This window comes from Allobosea sp., from assembly GCF_048595345.1.
In the GTDB taxonomy this organism is placed as follows: domain Bacteria; phylum Pseudomonadota; class Alphaproteobacteria; order Rhizobiales; family Beijerinckiaceae; genus Allobosea.
Genome location: NZ_JBMDWH010000101.1, coordinates 13,607 through 31,908 on the forward strand (window position 1 = coordinate 13,607; position 18,302 = coordinate 31,908).

Below are 18,302 nucleotides of genomic sequence, written 5' to 3' on the forward strand. Positions count from 1 at the left end.
TGACCTTACGGATTTGATGAGACGGATGACAACCTCCAACCGCGTCAGGGTCCGAAGCAAGCGCATCGCCAAGCCGGCCGCCGAGGCCGGGCAGGCCGCTTCAGCAGCCCCCGCGCCGGAGTCAGCCGAGCCGTCCGCCGTATTGCCGACGCTTCCGCCGGCGCCCGCGAGCCCGGTCGTCGTCATGCAACCCGAGGATGCGCAGCTGCGCCGCTCGCCGGCCCGCTTCATGAACCGCGAGCTCTCCTGGCTCCAGTTCAACCGCCGCGTGATGGAGGAGGCCTCCAACCGCAACCATCCGCTGCTGGAGCAGCTGCGCTTCCTCTCCATCTCGGCGAATAATCTCGACGAGTTCTTCATGGTGCGCGTCTCGGGGCTGCGTGAGCAGCTCAAGGCGGGCGTGGTGTCGCGCAGCCAGGACGGGCTGACCCCGGCGGAGCAGCTGGTCGAGATCGGCAAGGCGACCGTGGCGCTGACCGACGACCAGCAGGCCCGCTGGGCCCAGTTGCGGCAGGATCTGCACGAGAACCGCATCCATCTGCTCGGCCCCGACGATATCGGCCCGCAGGACCGGATCTGGCTGGAGGATTACTTCCTCAACTATATCTTCCCGGTGCTGACGCCGCTGGCGATCGACCCGGCCCATCCGTTCCCCTTCATCCCCAATCTCGGCTTCACCATCGCGCTGGCGCTGGAGCGAAAGGGCGATTCCCGCCAGCTCGACGCGCTGATCCGCGTGCCGACCAAGATCGACCGCTTCATCGAGCTGCCAGACCTCGCGCGCGAGGGGCTGCACCGCTTCATCACGCTCGACGACGCGGTCTCGCTGTTCATCACCAAGCTCTTCCCGGGCTATGCGGTGAAGGGCGCCGGCTCCTTCCGCGTCATCCGCGACTCCGATCTCGACATCGAGGAGGAAGCCGAGGACCTCGTGCGTGTCTTCGAGACGATGCTGAAGCAGCGCCGCCTCGGCGTGGTCATCCGGCTCGAGGTCTCGACGGGCATGCCCCAGCACCTGCTGCGGCTCATCGTGCGCGAGCTCAAGATCGACAGCGACGAGGTCGTCGAGATCAACGGCATGATAGGGCTGAACGAGCTGTCGCAGCTCGTCGGCGTCGACCGGCCGGACCTCAAGTTCAAGCCTTATAACGCCCGTTTTCCCGAGCGCATCCGCGAGCATGGCGGCGACTGCTTCGCCGCGATCCGCCAGAAGGACCTGCTGGTCCATCATCCCTATGAGAGCTTCGACGTCGTCGTGCAGTTCCTGCAGCAGGCGGCGCGCGACCCCTCGGTGGTCGCGATCAAGCAGACGCTCTACCGCACCTCGTCCAACTCGCCGATCGTCAAGGCACTGACAGAGGCGGCCGAGGCCGGCAAGTCGGTGACGGCGCTCGTCGAACTGAAGGCCCGCTTCGACGAAGAGGCCAATATCCGCTGGGCCAAGGAGATGGAGCGGGCCGGCGTCCAGGTGGTCTACGGGTTCATCGAGCTCAAGACCCATGCCAAGCTGTCGCTGGTTGTCCGCCGCGAGGCTGGACAACTGGTCAGCTACTGCCACATCGCGACCGGCAACTACCATCCGATCACGGCGCGCATCTACACCGACGTCTCCTTCTTCACCGCCGACCCGGTGATGACGCAGGACGTGGCGCGGGTCTTCAACTTCATCACCGGCTATGCCGAGCCGGCCGGGCTGGAGCGCATGGCGGTCTCGCCGAGCGGGCTGAAGCAGCGCCTGCTCGCGGACATCGGAGAGGAGGTCGCCCATGCCAAGGCGGGCCGCAAGGCCGCGATCTGGGGCAAGTGCAACTCGCTCGTCGACCCCGAGATCATCGACGCGCTTTACGATGCCGGCCGCGCCGGCGTGGAGATCGACTTCGTCGTGCGCGGCATCTGCTGCCTGCGTCCCGGCGTGCCCGGGCTCTCGGAGAATATCCGGGTCAAGTCGATCATCGGCCGCTTTCTGGAGCACACGCGCATCTATGCCTTCGGCGCAGGCCACGGCCTGCCGGCGGCCAAGGCCAAGATCTACATCTCCTCGGCCGATCTGATGCCGCGCAATCTCGATCGCCGGGTCGAGGCGCTGACGCCGATCCTCAATCCGACTGTGCATCAGCAGCTGCTGGATCAGATCATGCTGGCCAATCTGCTCGACAACGAGCAGAGCTGGACGATATTGCCCGATGGCGGCTCGCGCCGCATCGCCCCCGGGCCGAACGACGAGCCGTTCAACGCCCATAAATACTTCATGACGAACCCGAGCCTGTCCGGACGTGGAAAATCGCTTTCAAGCTCCAGCCCCCGTGCCCTTTCCCGCCGCGGCGGCCGCAAGACCTGAGGCGCGGCACGCGCCGGGCCGGCTGGCGCTGTCGAACACCATCGCCATCGTCGACATCGGTTCCAACTCGGTCCGTCTCGTCGTTTACGAGATGCTCGGGCGCGCGCCCTCGCAGGTCTTCAACGAAAAGGAGATGGCCGGGCTCGGCCGTCAGGTCGCCACGACCGGGCGCCTGGCCGACGACGCCATCGAGAAGGCGATCGAAGCGCTGCTGCGCTTCCGCATCCTGTGCGAGGCGATGCATGTCGGCGAGATCCGCGTCATCGCGACGGCCGCCGCCCGCTATGCCGAGAACGGCCCGGCCTTCATCGCCCGTGCGCAGGAGGCCATCGGCCAGCCGATCGAGCTGATCTCCGGCGGGCGCGAGGCCGAGCTTTCGGGGCTCGGCGTCATCTCCGGCTTTCATGAGGCCGATGGCGTGGTCGGCGATCTGGGCGGCGGCAGCCTCGAGCTGATCTCGGTTTCGGGAGAGACGGTCGGCCCCGGCGCCAGCGTGCCCCTCGGCGGCCTGGCCCTGCAGGACCGCTCGAAGGGCTCGCTCAAGGCGGCGGAAAAGATCGTCAAGGACGAGCTCGACAAGCTCCCCCAGCTGGCCGCGATGAAGGGGCGCGATTTCTACGCTGTCGGCGGCACCTGGCGCGCTCTGGCGACGCTGCATCAGCGCCGCAGCAATTATCCGCTCAACGTCATGAACGGCTACGCCATTCCCCCGCGGGACGCGGCCGATTTCGTCAGGCTGGTCGAGCGGGCCGATGCGACGACGCTGGAAGCGATCGACGCCGTCTCTTCGGCGCGTCGCCCGCTGCTGGCCTATGGCGCGCTGGTGCTGGACGAGCTGATCAAGCGCGGCAAGCCACGCAGCATCGTCATCTCGGCGCAGGGGGTGCGCGAAGGCCTCCTCTACGAGCAATTGCCGCCCGAACAGCGCGCCGGCGACCCGTTGCTCCAGGCGGCACGGGACTACAACCTGCTGCGCGCCCGCGACCCGCGCCATGCCTCCGAGCTGGTGGACTGGACCCTCGGCATCCTTCGCACCGCCGGCGCGACGGAGGCGCTCGTTCCCCATCGCATGATCGAGACCGTGTGCCTGCTGTCGGATATCGGCTGGCGGGCCCATCCCGATTATCGCGGCGAGCAGAGCATGAACGTCGTCGCCCATGCCTATTTCACAGGCATCGACCATACCGGCCGCGCCTTCCTGGCGATGACCCTGTTCCACCGATATGCCGGGCTGAAGGACAGCTCCCCCGCCGCCGAGGCGCTGAAGACGCTCTTGGAGCCGACCCTGTTGCAGCAGGCGCAGCTCATCGCGGCGATCTTCCGCGTCGCCTATCTCCTCTCGGCCGGGATGGCGGGCATCCTGCCGAAAATTGCGGCGGCCTGCGAGGCGGATCGGCTGGTCCTGCGCTTCCCGGCCGAGCTCGCCGCTCTGTCGAGCGAGCGCGTGGAGGGGCGCCTCAAGCAGCTGGCGCGGCTCTTGGGCCGCGACTTCGCGATCGAGCGCGGCTGATCAGGGCGTCAGTTCGGACCCGTGGTCTGTCCGGGGCGCGCCGGCGGCACGAGCCCGGAACTCACGGCCGAGCGCAGCGCCCGCTGCGCTCGGCCTCGGATCGACCAGCGCGGCGCTGCCTACGCCGCCGCGCGCAGCCGCGCAAAGCCGGCGTCGAGATCGGCCTTGAGGTCCTCGATGTTTTCGAGCCCGATATGGATGCGGATGGTCGGGCCCTTGTGGCTCGGCGTCGTCGCCGTGCGATAGGCCCGGCAGTCGAAGGGCAGAACCAGGCTTTCATAACCGCCCCAGGACGCGCCCATGCCGAACAGGGTCAGCCCATCAAGCATGGCGCCGACACCCTTCATCGAGACCGGGGCGAGCTCGATGCCGAACAGCGAGGAGGCGCCGGTGAAGTCGCGCTTCCACAGGGCATGGCCCGGATCGTCGGGCAGGGCAGGGTGCATCACCCGTGCGACCTCCGGTCGCGCCTTCAGCCAGTTCGCCATCTCGATCCCGGCCGGCATCTGCTCCTTCAGGCGGATCGCCATGGTGCGCATGCCGCGCAGCGTCAGGAAGGCATCCTCCGGCGCCACGATGATGCCGAGCTCCTCCCAGGCCCTGCGCAGGGTCTTGTAGAGCTCCGGCGTGCGCGCCGAGACGGTGCCGATCAGCACGTCCGAATGGCCGGCGTAATATTTCGTGCCGGCCTGCACCGAAATGTCGACGCCCGCCTTGTGGCTGTCGAAGAACAAGGGGGTCGCCCAGGTGTTGTCCATCATCGTCAGGATGCCGCGGGCCTGCGCCGCCTTCGCGATGGCCGGGATGTCCTGCATCTCGAAGGTCTGCGAGCCTGGCGCCTCGGTCCAGATCGCCTTGGTGTTGGGCTTGAACAGCGACGCGATGCCCTCGCCCAGCGCCGGATCGTAGTACTCCACCGTGATTCCCATGCGCTTCAGCAGGGAATCGCAGAAATTGCGCGTGGGGCGGTAGACGCTGTCGGTCACCAGCACGTGATCGCCGGCCGACAGGAAAGCGAGGAAGGGCAGGGTGCAGGCCAGCAGGCCCGAAGGCGTGACGACGACGCCGGCCCCGCGCTCGATCGTATTGGCCGCGGCCTCCAGCGCGTCCAGCGTCGGATTGCCGTGGGTGCCGTAGGTGTAGCGCGACCTGCGGGCGAGGAAGTCCTCCGTTGTCGGATAGATCACCGTCGAGCCGCGCACGATCGGCGGGTTCACGAAACCATAGCTGTCGCTGGGGTCGCGGCCGGCGAGAGTCAGGCGTGTGCGCTCGCCCAGGCGGGCGAATTCGGCGGGAGGCAGCTTTTTCATGGAAACGGCACGTCCGGACAAGATGACAGGTGGCGCACTTGACCACATTTGCAAAGTCGCATGAGATGATTGTGGCCAACAAGGGGCGGGAACAGCGGGTGACCGTTGCTTGACGCTCATAGGTCGCTCTGGCAATCGACTGGGTCGAGGGGACGTCGCCCCAATTGCTGGGAACAATCGAGCGGTCGGGAGCCGCCGGCGACGAAACCGATATTTCCGCACACCGGCCTGTCCGGGTGCTTGTCATCGATGGGAGAGTTTGGATGAAGAAATTTCTGGCAGCCGCCCTTCTCGCGGGCGCTGGTCTGGCGCTCGCGGCGACCGGCGCCTCGGCTCAGGCGACCCTCGCCCAGGTGAAGCAGCGCGGTATCCTGAACTGCGGATCCAACACCGGCCTTGCGGGCTTCGGTGTTCCGGACGCGCAGGGCAACTGGACCGGTCTGGACGTCGATTACTGCCGCGCCGTCGCGGCTGCGATCTTCAACGATGCGAACAAGGTGAAGTTCATCCCGCTCTCGGCCAAGGACCGCTTCACGGCGCTCCAGTCGGGCGAAGTCGATCTGCTCGTGCGCAACTCGACCTGGACCATGACGCGCGACGCCTCGCTCGGCATCGTGTTCACGGGTGTGAACTACTATGACGGCCAGGGCTTCATGGTCCGCAAGAAGCTTGGCGTGAACTCCGCCCTGCAGCTGAACGGCGCCTCGGTCTGCACCCAGCAGGGCACCACCACCGAGCTGAACCTGGCCGACTATTTCCGTGCCAACAACATGAAGTACGAGGTCGTGGCCTTCGCCAGCGCCGACGAGACCGTCAAGGCCTATGATGCCGGCCGCTGCGACGCCTTCACCACCGACCAGTCGGGCCTCTATGCCGAGCGCCTGAAGCTGACGGCCCCGGACGACCACATCGTTCTGCCGGAGGTGATCTCCAAGGAGCCGCTCGGCCCGTCCGTCCGCAACAACGATCCGCAGTGGTTCGCGCTCGTCAAGTGGGTCGGCTTCGCCATGCTGAACGCCGAAGAGCTGGGCGTGACCAAGGGCAATGTCGACCAGCAGGTGAAGTCCGAGAATCCCGAGATCAAGCGTCTGCTCGGCACCGAAGGCAAGTTCGGCGAGCAGATCGGCCTGACCACGGACTGGGCCGTCCGGATCGTCAAGCTCGTCGGCAACTACGGCGAGTCCTTCGAGAAGAACGTCGGCGCCGGCTCGCTGCTCAAGATCGCCCGCGGCCAGAACGCGCTCTGGACCAAGGGCGGCCTGCAATACGCCCCGCCGGTTCGCTGATCCCCTCAAGCCCCCGACGACAGGACCGCGGCTCTGGCCGCGGTCCTTGGTCTGGGACTTGCAAAGAGTTTTGGGCGCGGCGGCGGTCGCGCCCAGAGCAGGGGGACATCATGAGCATCGTCGTCAGAACAGCCATCGCGGCTGTCGCTTTCGTCACGACGGCCGGTTTCGCATCGGCCCAGACCAATACGCTGGCCCAGGTGAAGGCGCGCGGAATCCTCAATTGCGGCACCAGCCCCGGGCTTGCCGGTTTCGCGATGCCGGATGCGCAGGGTGTCTACAAGGGCATCGACGTCGACCTCTGCCGGGCCGTCGCCGCCGCCATCTTCAACGATCCGATGAAGGTGAAGTTCATTCCGCTCTCCTCCAAGGATCGCTTCACCGCCCTCCAATCCGGCGAGGTCGATGTCCTGCCGCGCACGACGACCTGGACGATGTCCCGGGACACCTCGCTCGGCTTCAACTTCGCCGCGGTGAACTATTACGACGGCCAGGGTTTCATGGTCCGCAAGAAGCTCGGCATCGATTCCGCGCTGAAGCTGGCCGGGGCCTCGATCTGCGTAGCGCAGGGCACGACGACCGAGCTCAACCTCGCCGACTATTTCCGCGCCAACAACATGAAGTACGAGGTCGTGGCCTTTTCCGTCGGAGACGAAACCATCAAGGCCTATGAAGCGGGACGCTGCGACGCTTTCACCACGGATTCCTCGGGCCTCTATGCCGAGCGGCTGAAGCTGCAGGACCCGGCGGAGCACATCGTGCTTCCCGAGATCATCTCCAAGGAGCCGCTGGCCCCTGCGGTAAGGCATGGCGACGACAACTGGTTCGATCTCGTCAAATGGACCCATTTCGCCATGGTCAATGCCGAGGAGTTGGGCGTCACTAAAGCCAATGTCGACACGATGCTGAAATCGGAGAACCCCGAGATCAAGCGGTTGCTCGGCACGGAGGGCAAGTTCGGGGAGCCGCTGGGGCTGACGAACGACTGGGCCTACCGCATCGTCAAGCATGTCGGAAACTACGGGGAGGCCTTCGAGCGCAATGTCGGAACGGGCTCTCCGCTGAAGATCGCGCGCGGCCAGAACGCACTCTGGACCAAGGGTGGCCTGCAATACGCTCCGCCGATCCGCTGACCGGCACGGAGCCACGAACGAGATGAGGGATGCCGGCGGGACCGAGCCGCCGGCTGCCAACGCATCGATCAGAACCAAAAAAGGGCGTGACAGGTGTCGAGCATCACCGACAAGACAATTTCCCCGGGCAAGGCGTCGTTATTCTACGACCCTCAGATCCGCGGGTATTTCTACCAGTTCCTGCTGCTGGCGATCGTCGCCTTCCTCGTCTGGTCGGCCACCACGAACGTCATCGACAACCTGCGGGCCCAGAAGATCGCCTCCGGCTTTGGCTTCTGGAACAATGCGGCCGGCTTCGACGTGAACCAGAAGCTGATTCCCTTCAGCGCGTCCGGCTCGACCTACGGCCAGGCCTTCTTCGTCGGCCTGCTGAATACGCTCCTCGTCGCCGCCATCGGCATCGTGTTCGCCACCATTCTCGGCTTCGCCATCGGCGTGGCGCGCCTGTCGAGCAACTGGATCGTCGCCAAGATGGCGATGGTCTATGTCGAGATCATCCGCAATATCCCGCTGCTGCTGCAGCTGTTCTTCTGGTACAATGCGGTGCTGAAGCCGCTGCCGGATGCGCGCAATTCGATCTCGCTGCCGGGCGGAATCTACCTCAACAATCGCGGCATCATCATGCCGACGCCGCAATTCGGCGCGGCTTTCGAATTCGTCCTGCTGGCACTGGTTGCCGGTATCGTCGGCGCCATCGCCTTCTTCGTCTGGAGCCGCCGCCAGCAGGCTCGCACCGGCCGGCAATACCCGAATGGCTGGATTGCGCTGGGTCTGATCATCGGCCTGCCTCTGCTGGTCTTCTTCGCCACCGGCCGGCCGCTCGGTTTCGAATTCCCGCAGCAGGGCCGCTTCAACCTCACCGGCGGCGTGCAGATCTTCCCGGAGTTCGTCGCGCTGCTGATCGGCCTGTCGACCTACACCGCCGGCTTCATCGCCGAGGTGGTGCGCGCGGGCATTCTCGCCGTCTCGCGCGGCCAGACCGAGGCCGCCCATGCGCTGGGGCTGCGACCGGGCCCGACGCTGAAGCTCGTCGTCGTGCCGCAGGCCATGCGGGTGATCATCCCGCCGCTGACCTCGCAATATCTCAACCTCGTCAAGAACTCTTCGCTCGCCGTCGCGATCGGCTATCCGGACCTCACCCAGGTCTTCATGGGCACCGTGCTGAACCAGACGGGCCAGGCGGTGGAAATGGTCTCGATCACCATGGGCGTCTACCTCACCATCTCACTGGTGACCTCCATCGCGATGAACATTTACAACAAGCGCATGGCGCTGGTGGAACGGTGAGGGCGCGATGACCGACGCAACGCTCGACAACGCGCCGAACGCCTTCGTCCGCCGCGAAACCCTCCAGCCCCAGCCGGCGCCGCTCTCCGTCGCCGGCCCCGTCGCCTGGGTGCGCACCAATCTGTTCTCCGGCCCGGTGGCGACGCTGCTGACGCTGGTGAGCCTCTACATCGCGATCGTCGTGGTGCAGGATTTCCTGCGCTTCTACGTCCTCGACGCCGTCTTCACCGGGGCCAACCGCGACGCCTGCCTGGCCGACAAGATCGGGCGCCCGGTCGGGGCGTGCTGGCCCTATGTGGCGGATCGCCTGCAGTACTTCATCTACGGCTCCTATCCGGTCCCCCAGCGCTGGCGGGTCGATATCGTGTTCGTGATGTTCGCGCTCGGGGTGGTCTGGCTGCTCTGGAGCCGCGCGCCGCTGAAGCGGGCCGGCGCCTTCTTCTTCTTCGTCATCCTGCCGCTGGCGGGCTTCGTTCTGCTGCTCGGCGGTCCGCGGGCGGAGACGACGCTGACCATCCTTCTGGTGATCTCGCTGCTGCTGGCCGTGGTCTATGCGCTCGTCTCCTTCGTGCCCTCGCTGGCCCTCTGGGCGAGCGGGCCGATCCGCGCCGCCGAGGCGCAGGTCTCGCCGCTGCTGCGCTTCGCCCAGGGCAAGCTGCTGGTTCTGATGTCGCTCGCGATCTTCGGCGCCATCGAACTCGCCAGCGAGCGCATCGGCCTGCCGCGCGTCGATACCGGCCTGTGGGGCGGCATGATGGTGACCTTCCTGATTTCGGCGGTCGGCATCGTGTTCTCGCTGCCGTTGGGTGTCGTGCTGGCGCTGGGCCGTCGCTCGCGCCTGCCGATCATCCAGCTGCTCTCGGTGATCTTCATCGAGTTCGTGCGCGGCGTGCCGCTGATCACCGTGCTGTTCATGGCCAACACCATGCTGCCGCTGTTCGTGCCGCAGGAATACTCGCCCGACCGGCTGCTGCGGCCGCTGATCGGCGTCGCGATCTTCGCCTCCGCCTATATGGCGGAGGTGATCCGCGGCGGCTTGCAGGCGATTCCCAAGGGCCAGTTCGAGGGCGCGATGTCGCTGGGCCTGGGCTATTGGCAGATGATGCGGCTCATCATCCTGCCGCAGGCGATCCGGATCGTCATTCCGGGCATCGTCAACACCTTCATCGGGCTGTTCAAGGATACGACGCTGGTCTCCATCGTCGGCATCTTCGACTTCCTCAACACCGTCCAGGCGACGCTCGTCGATCCGACCTGGGCCACACCGACCACGCGCACGACGGGCTATGCCTTCGCCGCGACCTTCTATTTCCTGTGCTGCTGGGGCATGTCCCGCTACTCGATCGCCGTCGAGAAGCGCATGGCTGCCGGCCAACGTCGTTGAGAGGGAACCAGACCATGGCAATGGCAGAAACCAAGACCGAGACCCGCCCCGCCGCCCTGAAGCCGACCTCGCTCAAGACGGCGACCGCCGTCGAGATGGTCGGCGTGAACAAGTGGTATGGCGAGTTCCATGTGCTTCGCGACGTCAACCTCAAGGTGTCGCGCGGCGAGAAGCTCGTGATCTGCGGCCCGTCGGGCTCGGGCAAATCGACGATGATCCGCTGCATCAACCGTCTGGAGGAGCACCAGAAGGGCCAGATCATCGTCGACGGCACCGAACTCACCAACGACCTCAAGAAGATCGACGAGATCCGTCGGGACGTCGGCATGGTGTTCCAGCACTTCAACCTGTTCCCGCATCTGACGATCCTCGAGAACCTGACGCTGGCGCCGATCTGGGTGAAGAAGATGCCCAAGAAGGACGCCGAGGAGATCGCGATGCACTACCTCAAGCGCGTCAAGATTCCCGAGCAGGCCAACAAATATCCGGGCCAGCTTTCGGGCGGCCAGCAGCAGCGCGTCGCCATCGCCCGCTCGCTCTGCATGAGCCCGAAGATCATGCTGTTCGACGAACCGACCTCGGCGCTCGACCCGGAAATGGTCAAGGAGGTGCTCGACACCATGGTCTCGCTGGCGGACGAGGGCATGACCATGCTCTGCGTGACCCACGAGATGGGCTTCGCCCGCCAGGTCGCCGACCGCGTCATCTTCATGGATGCCGGCCAGATCGTCGAGATGAACGAGCCCAACGAGTTCTTCAAGAACCCGCAGCACGAGCGCACCAAGCTCTTCCTCAGCCAGATCCTGCACTGAGCCTGGGAGGCGCCTCGAGGCGTCTCATCCACCATCGTCGCCGCCGCGCTGGAATTCCCGGCGCGGCGTTTGCGCGTTTGGTGCTGGTGAGCGGCCGCCGGCCATGCGGTCGGCAACAACGCTCCTCGCGCGGCCGCAATGCCCCTTGGGAACGATTCAAGCCGCGGGCGGTTGTCATCCCAAACGGAGGACACAGCATGAAACGCTTCATTCCCGCGCTGATCGCCGCTGTTCTGGTGAGCGGCAGCGCCTATGCCCAGTCCATCAATATCGGCCCCGGCGGCGTCTCGGTCGATCCGCGCTCGCCCCAGGAACGCGCTTACGAGCGCGACATGCGTCGCGATCGCTATGAGCGCGAGCGTGATCGCGAATGGCGCCGCGCCAACTACCGCGACGAGCGCTGCCGCACGATCACGACCCAGCGTGAGACGCCCCGCGGCGTGATTTCCCGCACCGAGCGCGTCTGCGACTGATCATTCTCGATCATGCGTTCCGAAAGGGTCGGCGAAAGCCGGCCCTTTTTGCGTGACGCTCTTCAACCGCCGGCCTTCTGCGGCGTTGCAGCTGCAGGACGGGCGCATTACGCTGGCCACGATGGGGATGGGGTTCCCCCGAAACCGCCTTTTACGGAAGGCTGATGACTCCTGAGCCATGGGTACGGCGGCCGCCGAGGCGAACTGCCGTGCCGCGCGATCATTGCTCGCTGCGGCGCCCGCGCCGCAGGCCGGGAGACCGTTTCATGTCCTTCACCAATTGCCTGATCATCATGCTCGGCGGCGCCATCGGCACGCTGGCGCGCTATCTCATCTCGCTCGCCGCGGCTCCGGTCAGCACGCAGTTGCCCTGGGGCACCATCGTCATCAACATCGCCGGGTCCTTCATCATCGGATTCTTCGGCACGCTGACGCTCGCCCATGGCCGCTTTCCGGCCTCCGAGCCGCTGCGGCTGTTCGTGATGATCGGGATCTGCGGCGGCTTCACCACCTTTTCGTCCTTCAGCCTGCAGACGCTCGACCTGTTGCGCAGCGGCGCGATGCTGCGCGCGGCGCTCAATATCGGGCTCTCCGTCGCGCTATGCGTCGCGGCGGTGGCTCTCGGCCATGCGCTCGCGTCCAGGCTGAATGGCGGCGACCCGCGCATCGCGCAGATCGCCATCGAGGAGGAGGGGTAAGGCCGGCCTCGCCTCAGCGGGCGTCGCGGGCCTTCACCGCCTGCTCCGGGAAGTCCGAGAACAGGCCGTCGACGCCGAGCGCGAAGAAAGCCTTGTACTCGGCCGCCGGATCGCCCTTGTAGGACGCGGCGATGCGCTTGGGCTCGCTGCGGAAGGTCCAGGTGTGGACCGCCAGCCCCGCCGCATGGGCATCCTTCACCACGCTGGTCGGCGCGATGGCGGTGCGGTCGCGCTCGTCGACCACGCCGTCGCCATTGACGTCGCGCGGCTTGCCGTCGGCGCCCAGCTCGGGCTTGGTGCCGATGAGATAGGGCTTCCACGGGCCGACGCCGTCGGCATAGGTCGCGATCTCCTTCAGCCCGGCCGGGGAGAGCATGTCCTGGAAGGTGCGGGCATCACCCAGCACGGCGAAGTCGTAAGGCCGGTCATAGGGCGCGGCCAGCGAGACCTTGCCGTCATTGTCGACGCCATCGCCATCGACGAGTTGGATGAGGCGCAACTGCGTCTTCGGGCGCAGATATTTGAGATTGCCGGTCTCGAAGCTCTGAATGAAGACCGGCGCCGATTTGTCGGTCCAGCCGGCGGCCTTGAGCATGTCGATGAGCTTGTCCTCGAAGGCGAGGCCGAGCGCGGCGTGATAGGTCGGGTGCTTGGTTTCCGGGTAGATGCCGATCGTCCGGCCGACGCGGGCGCTCTCGGACTTGGCGAGGTCGATCACCTGCTGGAAGGTGGGGATCTCGTATTTGCCGTTATGAGACTGATCGCGATCGGCGAAGGCCTGCTTGGCCTTCAGCGTCTGGATCTCGGCGAGAGTGAAGTCGTTGGCGAACCAGTCCTCGGTCTCGACGCCGTCGATCTTGCGCTTGGTCTTGCGGGCGGCGAATTCCGGCCGCTCGGAGACGTCGGTGGTGCCGGAGAGCATCGGCTCGTGGCGCACGATCAGCACGCCGTCCTTGGTCGAGACCAGATCCGGCTCGATGAAGTCTGCGCCCTGCTGGATCGCGAGCTTGTAGCCTTCCAGCGTGTGCTCCGGCAGCGTGCCGCTGGCGCCGCGATGCGCGATCACGAGCGGCTTCTGGCCGGAGAGGGTCGGCGCGGTCTGCGCGAGAGCCGGCACGGCCAGCATCGCGAGCAGGGAGGTCGATAGAAGCAGCTTCTTCATGGGGCACCTCGGTCCACAACAAATCGCCGGGACCCTAGGCTGCCCCATGTGACGGGGCCATGAAGGCAAAAACGGTCGGCGGCCGGTGCGGCGCTGCTGGGCGCCGCCGCACCGGGCCGGCCATCAGCGGCGCTGGTTCGGCTTTTCCAGCGTGGTCTTGGCGTCGAGGCGCTTGGACGGCGGCGGCGTGTAATCCTGCTGGGCCTGCGAGGCGCAGGCGGCGAGACCGAGCGCGAAGAGGCCGAGAACGGCGAGACGAGCGGCGCTTTTCATGGTTTGGACACCCCGGAAACCGCGACATGCGGTTGCATCGTCTTGCCGCTTATGGAACGAGCGCGTCAAGAACGTGACGGCGCGGCTTCCATGCCGAAGAGTCATGCTCGCTCGGTTTCGAGATCGCCCTTTCCCGTTTCGCGGCGCCGGTCGCGCCCGCCTGGACGCTTGCCCATGACCCCCGCCGCCCGGATCAGTGCCGCCATCGAGGTCATCGAAGATATCGTCGGCCGCCGCCGCCCGGCCGCCGACGCTCTGAAGGATTGGGGCCTGTCGCGCCGCTTCGCCGGGTCCAAGGATCGGGCGGCCATCGCCTCGCTGGTCTATGACGCGCTGCGCCGCAAGGCCTCCTCCGGCTATGCCATGGCCTCGCAGGAGCCACGCGCTCTGGTGCTGGGCATGCTCGCCGGCCTGCGGGGGATGTCGGTGAGCGAAATCGGCGGGCTCTGCTCCGGCGAGAGCCACGCACCGGCCCGGCTGAGCGAGGACGAGACCGCGCTGCTGACCGTCTTCTCGGCCGGTGACGCGCCGGACTGGGTGCAGGCTGATGTGCCCGAATGGCTCTGGCCCTCCTTCGCGAGCGCCTTCGGCGCCGCGGCGGTGGCCGAAGGGCAGGCGCTGGCGGCGCGCGCGCCGGTCGATCTGCGCGTCAACCGCCTGAAGGCGAGCCGCAAGGAGGTCGCCGCTGCGCTTAGCCATGCCCAGCCGCAGGAGGGCGCCTGGTCCCCCGATGCGCTGCGCTTCGAGCCCGGGCCGGATGGGCGCGGCCCGTCCCTCCAGACTGAAGCCCCCTTCTTCGCCGGCGCCTTCGAGATTCAGGACGAGGGCTCCCAGCTGGTGACGCTGCTGGCTGCCCCTCAGCCCGGCCAGACGGTCATCGACCTCTGCGCCGGAGCCGGCGGCAAGACGCTGGCGCTGGCGGCGCTGATGGCCAATCGCGGCACGCTCTACGCCACCGATCTGGACGGGCGGCGCCTCGCCCCGCTGCACGATCGGCTGGCTCGTTCGGGCGCGAGCATCGTCGACATCCGCATCCCGCGCTCGCGCGGACACGAGCCGCTGGAGGATGTGGCGGGGCAGGCGGATCTCGTGCTGGTCGATGCGCCCTGCACCGGTTCCGGTACCTGGCGCCGCAACCCCGACGCCAAATGGCGGGTGCGCCCCGGCGCGCTGGCCGAGCGCGTCAAGGATCAGGCCGAGGTTCTCGCCCGCGCCGCCAGGCTGGTGCGCCCCGGCGGGCGCATCGCCTATATCACCTGCTCGATGCTGCCGGAGGAGAACGACGAGGCCATCCGCGCTTTCCTCGGCAAGCAGCCGGGCTTCGCTCCGATCGCGCCGATCGACATGCTCAAGAGCGCCGAGACCGACTTCTCCCTGCTCGCCCGTTTCGCGACCGAGTTCGGGCTGCAGCTGACCCCGCGGCGGACGGGCACGGATGGGTTCTATCTGGCCTGCCTGAGACGCGGGGATTGAGGGGCTCGCGGGCGTTGCGCGCGTGATTGCGATCCATTAACGGAACGCGATGACGAGCGCTCTGCCCTACCACGACTCCATCCTCATCATCGATTTCGGCTCGCAGGTGACGCAGCTGATCGCGCGGCGCATTCGCGAGATCGGCGTCTATTGCGAGATCGCGCCCTTCCAGAAGGCCTCCGAGGCCTTCGAGCGGTTGAATCCGAAAGGCGTGATCTTCTCCGGCGGGCCCGCTTCGGTCCCCGATGAGGGCTCGCCCCGAGCGCCGGAGGCGGTGTTCTCCGCCGGCATCCCGGTGATGGGCATCTGCTACGGCCAGCAGACCATGGCCCATCAGCTCGGCGGCACGGTCGAGGGTGGGCATGCCGCCGAATTCGGCCGCGCCGATGTCGAGATCGTCGCCCCCTCGAAGCTGTTCGAGGGCGTCTGGCAACAGGGCTCGCGCTACCCCGTCTGGATGAGCCATGGCGACCGCGTGACTCAGCTGCCGCATGGCTTCTCGGTGAAGGCGACCTCCGAGAACGCGCCCTTCGCCGTGGCGAGCGACGAGGAGCGGCGTTTCTATTCCACCATGTTCCACCCCGAGGTTGTCCATACGCCCGATGGCGGCAGGCTGCTGCGCAATTTCGTCGTCGAGATCTGCGGCTGCACGCCGGACTGGAGCATGTCGGCCTATCGCGCCGAGATGACCAAGAAGATCCGCGAGCAGGTCGGCAGCGGCCGCGTCATCTGCGGGCTCTCCGGCGGCGTCGATTCGGCCGTGGCGGCGGTTCTGATCCACGAGGCGATCGGCGACCAGCTCACCTGCGTCTTCGTCGATCACGGGCTGATGCGCCTCGGCGAGGCCGAGCAGGTGGTGACGCTGTTCCGCGACCATTACAACATCCCGCTCGTGCACGTCGAAGCCGAGGAGCTGTTTCTGTCGGAGCTGGCCAAATGCGGCGCCGATCCGGAGGCCAAGCGCAAGACCATCGGCCGGCTCTTCATCGAGGTCTTCGATGCCGAGGCCGCCAAGATCGGTGGCGCCGACTTCCTCGCCCAGGGCACGCTCTATCCGGACGTGATCGAGAGCGTCTCGTTCAGCGGCGGTCCTTCGGTCACGATCAAGAGCCACCACAATGTCGGCGGCCTGCCCGAGCGCATGAAGATGAAGCTCGTCGAGCCGCTGCGCGAGCTGTTCAAGGACGAGGTGAGGGTACTCGGCCGCGAGCTCGGCCTGCCCGACGCCTTCGTCGGCCGCCACCCCTTCCCGGGACCGGGCCTCGCCATCCGCTGCCCGGGCGAGATCACCAAGGAGAAGCTCGACATTCTGCGCAAGGCCGATGCGATCTATCTCGAGGAAATCCGCAAGGCCGGCCTCTACGACGTGATCTGGCAGGCCTTCGCGGTGCTGCTGCCGGTCCGCACCGTCGGTGTGATGGGCGACTACCGCACCTACGACCATGTCTGCGCCCTGCGCGCCGTGACCTCGGTCGACGGCATGACGGCGGACTTCTATCCCTACGACATGGCATTCCTCGGCCGCACCGCGACCCGCATCATCAACGAGGTCAAGGGCATCAACCGCGTCGTCTATGACGTCACGAGCAAGCCGCCCGGCACGATCGAGTGGGAGTGAGGGTTATTTTCCTATTCTTGTAAGAATAGATTCAGATTACCCAAAGATGATGTGATCTAAGCCCGCGTAACAGCGGGCTTTTTTCATCTTGCCGCAGAATTTCTGGAATCAAGTAAAAGAACAGCGATTCCGGCGTCTTATGGCATTGTTCATGGTATGGCGCTCGATGCTTGGCCGAAGCTGCCTTTATACCATACACCGTTCATAGCGCGGATCATGGTATTGGCGCTATGCAAGCCTTTGCTGCGCCAGGGGAATCCACCCATTCGCCGCGCATGGTATCGAATTTGAGCCCGATACCATGACGATCCGGCGTTAGCTGAGCGATTCCAGCATCTTATCCAAGGTCGGGCTCCGTAACGTAGTTGATGATGCGGCCGCGTCATCAATGAGCAGGTTCCGATCTCTGGCTTTCAAATCTAACCACACAACGAGCGGAGGGTGTGCTAAAGTAATGAAACGCCATTACTTTGAAATCATGCCAATGTCTGCGCGTATAGTTGTGGCGTCAGCAAAGGAGATGTATGAAAGATCGTGAATTGTTGGAGCCGACATCGCCCACCGTGGCAGTACCTGCTGCAATTACTCGCGCATACCTGCATTACGCACCGAAGAAGCCAGAGTTGTGCCGAGTTGACTTCCTGCCGATGGCATCAAAAGCAGAGCGAGGCTGTGGATGGGTAACTGTGGCGCTCTCTCCAGCGCCTTCCGCGTCCCCGGTAGCCGCACCAGTGGTGCTGTCAGAGCCTGATGGGTTGGAGGAAGATGTGCGCGCAGCACTGCAACTGCTTGAAGACGGAGAGTGGGCGGAGCACTTTGCTACTACCGATCTGGGCAAGGCTTTGGAAGGTGCTATCACAGAGCTGCACAGCGGGCTAAACGCGGACCTTTTCGCCACACGAGCGGATAATGCAAAAACTTCATTGCGAGCTCGCGCGCTAGAGTTGCACGAAAAGGGTTTCATGCCATGGAGAGAGGCAGAAGAGTTGGCTTTACGCGAGGCAGGAATCGGTGATTCCGCTATTGATGAGCTAATCTATGAATGCAGTGATTCTGGATGCTCTCCGATACTTTGCTCCAAGGACGAACTACGAAAATTCACTCGGGCAGTTCTCGTTCACCAGCCTGCAGGGGGCAGCGCCGCCATCGCCAAGGCATGCGTGAGTGCAGCATGAGTTGCGACGAGATCCTCCGTGTCAGCTCCGACGACATCCTGTACCGTCTGCGCCAGGAAGAGCAGGAGAGGGCGGAGGCTCTTCGGCGCTGGCGGGCTAACGCCCACGGTGGCAGCGCGCGGGACGATGACCACGTTCACACGCTGGTCCGGGATGCCGCCTTTGAAATCGTGCGGCTCCGAATCGCGCTGAGTGAGTCAACTAGGCCCGAGCGTACTCCCTGAACATTTTGCAAGAGGCGCTTATTGCCTTGACGATCCACACGCTGTGGACAAGGGTGGATTGTCGCCGGAAGGCGGCACAAGTTCTCCGCCTGGGGAAGGGCGAAGAAAAAAAGAGGGAGCCCGAAGGCTCCCCAAGTAGCACTCAT

15 protein-coding genes and 1 riboswitch are annotated in these 18,302 nt (G+C 65.6%); of the genes, 12 read left to right on the top strand and 3 right to left on the bottom strand.

Features of this window, described 5'->3' with window-relative positions:
* The first annotated feature begins 25 nt into the window (after positions 1 to 25).
* Together ACOJTB_RS10475 and ppx are read left to right on the top strand one after the other, a co-directional pair.
* A complete protein-coding gene (locus tag ACOJTB_RS10475) occupies positions 26 to 2,338 on the top strand; it encodes an RNA degradosome polyphosphate kinase (RefSeq protein WP_420102465.1) in 2,313 nt (770 codons plus the stop codon).
* Positions 2,304 to 3,848, top strand: a complete 1,545-nt coding sequence (ppx, locus tag ACOJTB_RS10480; RefSeq protein WP_420102466.1) for an exopolyphosphatase — start codon at positions 2,304 to 2,306, stop codon at positions 3,846 to 3,848. The genes ACOJTB_RS10475 and ppx overlap by 35 nt, the downstream gene beginning before the upstream one ends.
* Positions 3,849 to 3,967: 119 nt before the next feature.
* Here ppx and metC read toward each other — a convergent pair whose 3' ends face one another.
* Positions 3,968 to 5,158, bottom strand: coding sequence for a cystathionine beta-lyase (gene metC, locus ACOJTB_RS10485; RefSeq protein ID WP_420102467.1), 1,191 nt, complete (start codon positions 5,156 to 5,158; stop codon positions 3,968 to 3,970).
* Positions 5,159 to 5,421: 263 nt separating this feature from the next.
* Here metC and ACOJTB_RS10490 point away from each other — a divergent pair, with 263 nt between their 5' ends.
* The 7 genes from ACOJTB_RS10490 (at position 5,422) to crcB (ending at position 12,231) form a co-directional block, all read left to right on the top strand.
* Positions 5,422 to 6,444: an amino acid ABC transporter substrate-binding protein gene (locus ACOJTB_RS10490; RefSeq protein WP_420102468.1), complete on the top strand. Its 1,023-nt coding sequence runs from the start codon at positions 5,422 to 5,424 to the stop codon at positions 6,442 to 6,444.
* A gap of 110 nt (positions 6,445 to 6,554) precedes the next feature.
* Positions 6,555 to 7,577: an amino acid ABC transporter substrate-binding protein gene (locus ACOJTB_RS10495; RefSeq protein ID WP_420102469.1), complete on the top strand. Its 1,023-nt coding sequence runs from the start codon at positions 6,555 to 6,557 to the stop codon at positions 7,575 to 7,577.
* A 93-nt stretch (positions 7,578 to 7,670) separates the two neighbouring features.
* Positions 7,671 to 8,864 (top strand): amino acid ABC transporter permease, encoded by a 1,194-nt coding sequence (locus tag ACOJTB_RS10500; RefSeq protein ID WP_420102470.1) that lies wholly within the window; start codon positions 7,671 to 7,673, stop codon positions 8,862 to 8,864.
* A gap of 7 nt (positions 8,865 to 8,871) precedes the next feature.
* Positions 8,872 to 10,248, top strand: a complete 1,377-nt coding sequence (locus tag ACOJTB_RS10505) for an amino acid ABC transporter permease (RefSeq protein ID WP_420102471.1) — start codon at positions 8,872 to 8,874, stop codon at positions 10,246 to 10,248.
* Positions 10,249 to 10,268: 20 nt separating this feature from the next.
* Positions 10,269 to 11,060: an amino acid ABC transporter ATP-binding protein gene (locus ACOJTB_RS10510; RefSeq protein ID WP_420102493.1), complete on the top strand. Its 792-nt coding sequence runs from the start codon at positions 10,269 to 10,271 to the stop codon at positions 11,058 to 11,060.
* Between the two features lie 197 nt (positions 11,061 to 11,257).
* Positions 11,258 to 11,533, top strand: a complete 276-nt coding sequence (locus ACOJTB_RS10515; protein ID WP_420102472.1) for a hypothetical protein — start codon at positions 11,258 to 11,260, stop codon at positions 11,531 to 11,533.
* A gap of 114 nt (positions 11,534 to 11,647) precedes the next feature.
* A riboswitch (Fluoride riboswitch) is annotated at positions 11,648 to 11,714 on the top strand.
* 85 nt (positions 11,715 to 11,799) lie between these two features.
* Entirely contained in the window at positions 11,800 to 12,231 is a 432-nt protein-coding gene (crcB, locus tag ACOJTB_RS10520) for a fluoride efflux transporter CrcB (RefSeq protein ID WP_420102473.1), read from the top strand.
* Between the two features lie 13 nt (positions 12,232 to 12,244).
* On the opposite strand, the gene ACOJTB_RS10525 is transcribed toward crcB, so the two are convergent.
* Together ACOJTB_RS10525 and ACOJTB_RS10530 are read right to left on the bottom strand one after the other, a co-directional pair.
* Positions 12,245 to 13,393, bottom strand: coding sequence for a glycerophosphodiester phosphodiesterase (locus tag ACOJTB_RS10525; protein ID WP_420102474.1), 1,149 nt, complete (start codon positions 13,391 to 13,393; stop codon positions 12,245 to 12,247).
* A gap of 123 nt (positions 13,394 to 13,516) precedes the next feature.
* Complete coding sequence (locus tag ACOJTB_RS10530) at positions 13,517 to 13,666, bottom strand: hypothetical protein (protein WP_420102475.1); 150 nt, start codon at positions 13,664 to 13,666, stop codon at positions 13,517 to 13,519.
* Between the two features lie 174 nt (positions 13,667 to 13,840).
* On the opposite strand from ACOJTB_RS10530, the gene ACOJTB_RS10535 reads away from it, so the two are divergent.
* The 3 genes from ACOJTB_RS10535 to ACOJTB_RS10545 all read left to right on the top strand — a co-directional run bounded on the left by ACOJTB_RS10535 (position 13,841) and on the right by ACOJTB_RS10545 (position 17,932).
* On the top strand, positions 13,841 to 15,139 hold the full coding sequence (locus ACOJTB_RS10535) for an RsmB/NOP family class I SAM-dependent RNA methyltransferase (RefSeq protein WP_420102476.1): 1,299 nt from the start codon (positions 13,841 to 13,843) through the stop codon (positions 15,137 to 15,139).
* Positions 15,140 to 15,188: 49 nt separating this feature from the next.
* On the top strand, positions 15,189 to 16,757 hold the full coding sequence (gene guaA / locus ACOJTB_RS10540) for a glutamine-hydrolyzing GMP synthase (RefSeq protein WP_420102477.1): 1,569 nt from the start codon (positions 15,189 to 15,191) through the stop codon (positions 16,755 to 16,757).
* A 524-nt stretch (positions 16,758 to 17,281) separates the two neighbouring features.
* Positions 17,282 to 17,932, top strand: coding sequence for a hypothetical protein (locus tag ACOJTB_RS10545; protein WP_420102478.1), 651 nt, complete (start codon positions 17,282 to 17,284; stop codon positions 17,930 to 17,932).
* The last annotated feature ends 370 nt before the right edge of the window (positions 17,933 to 18,302 follow it).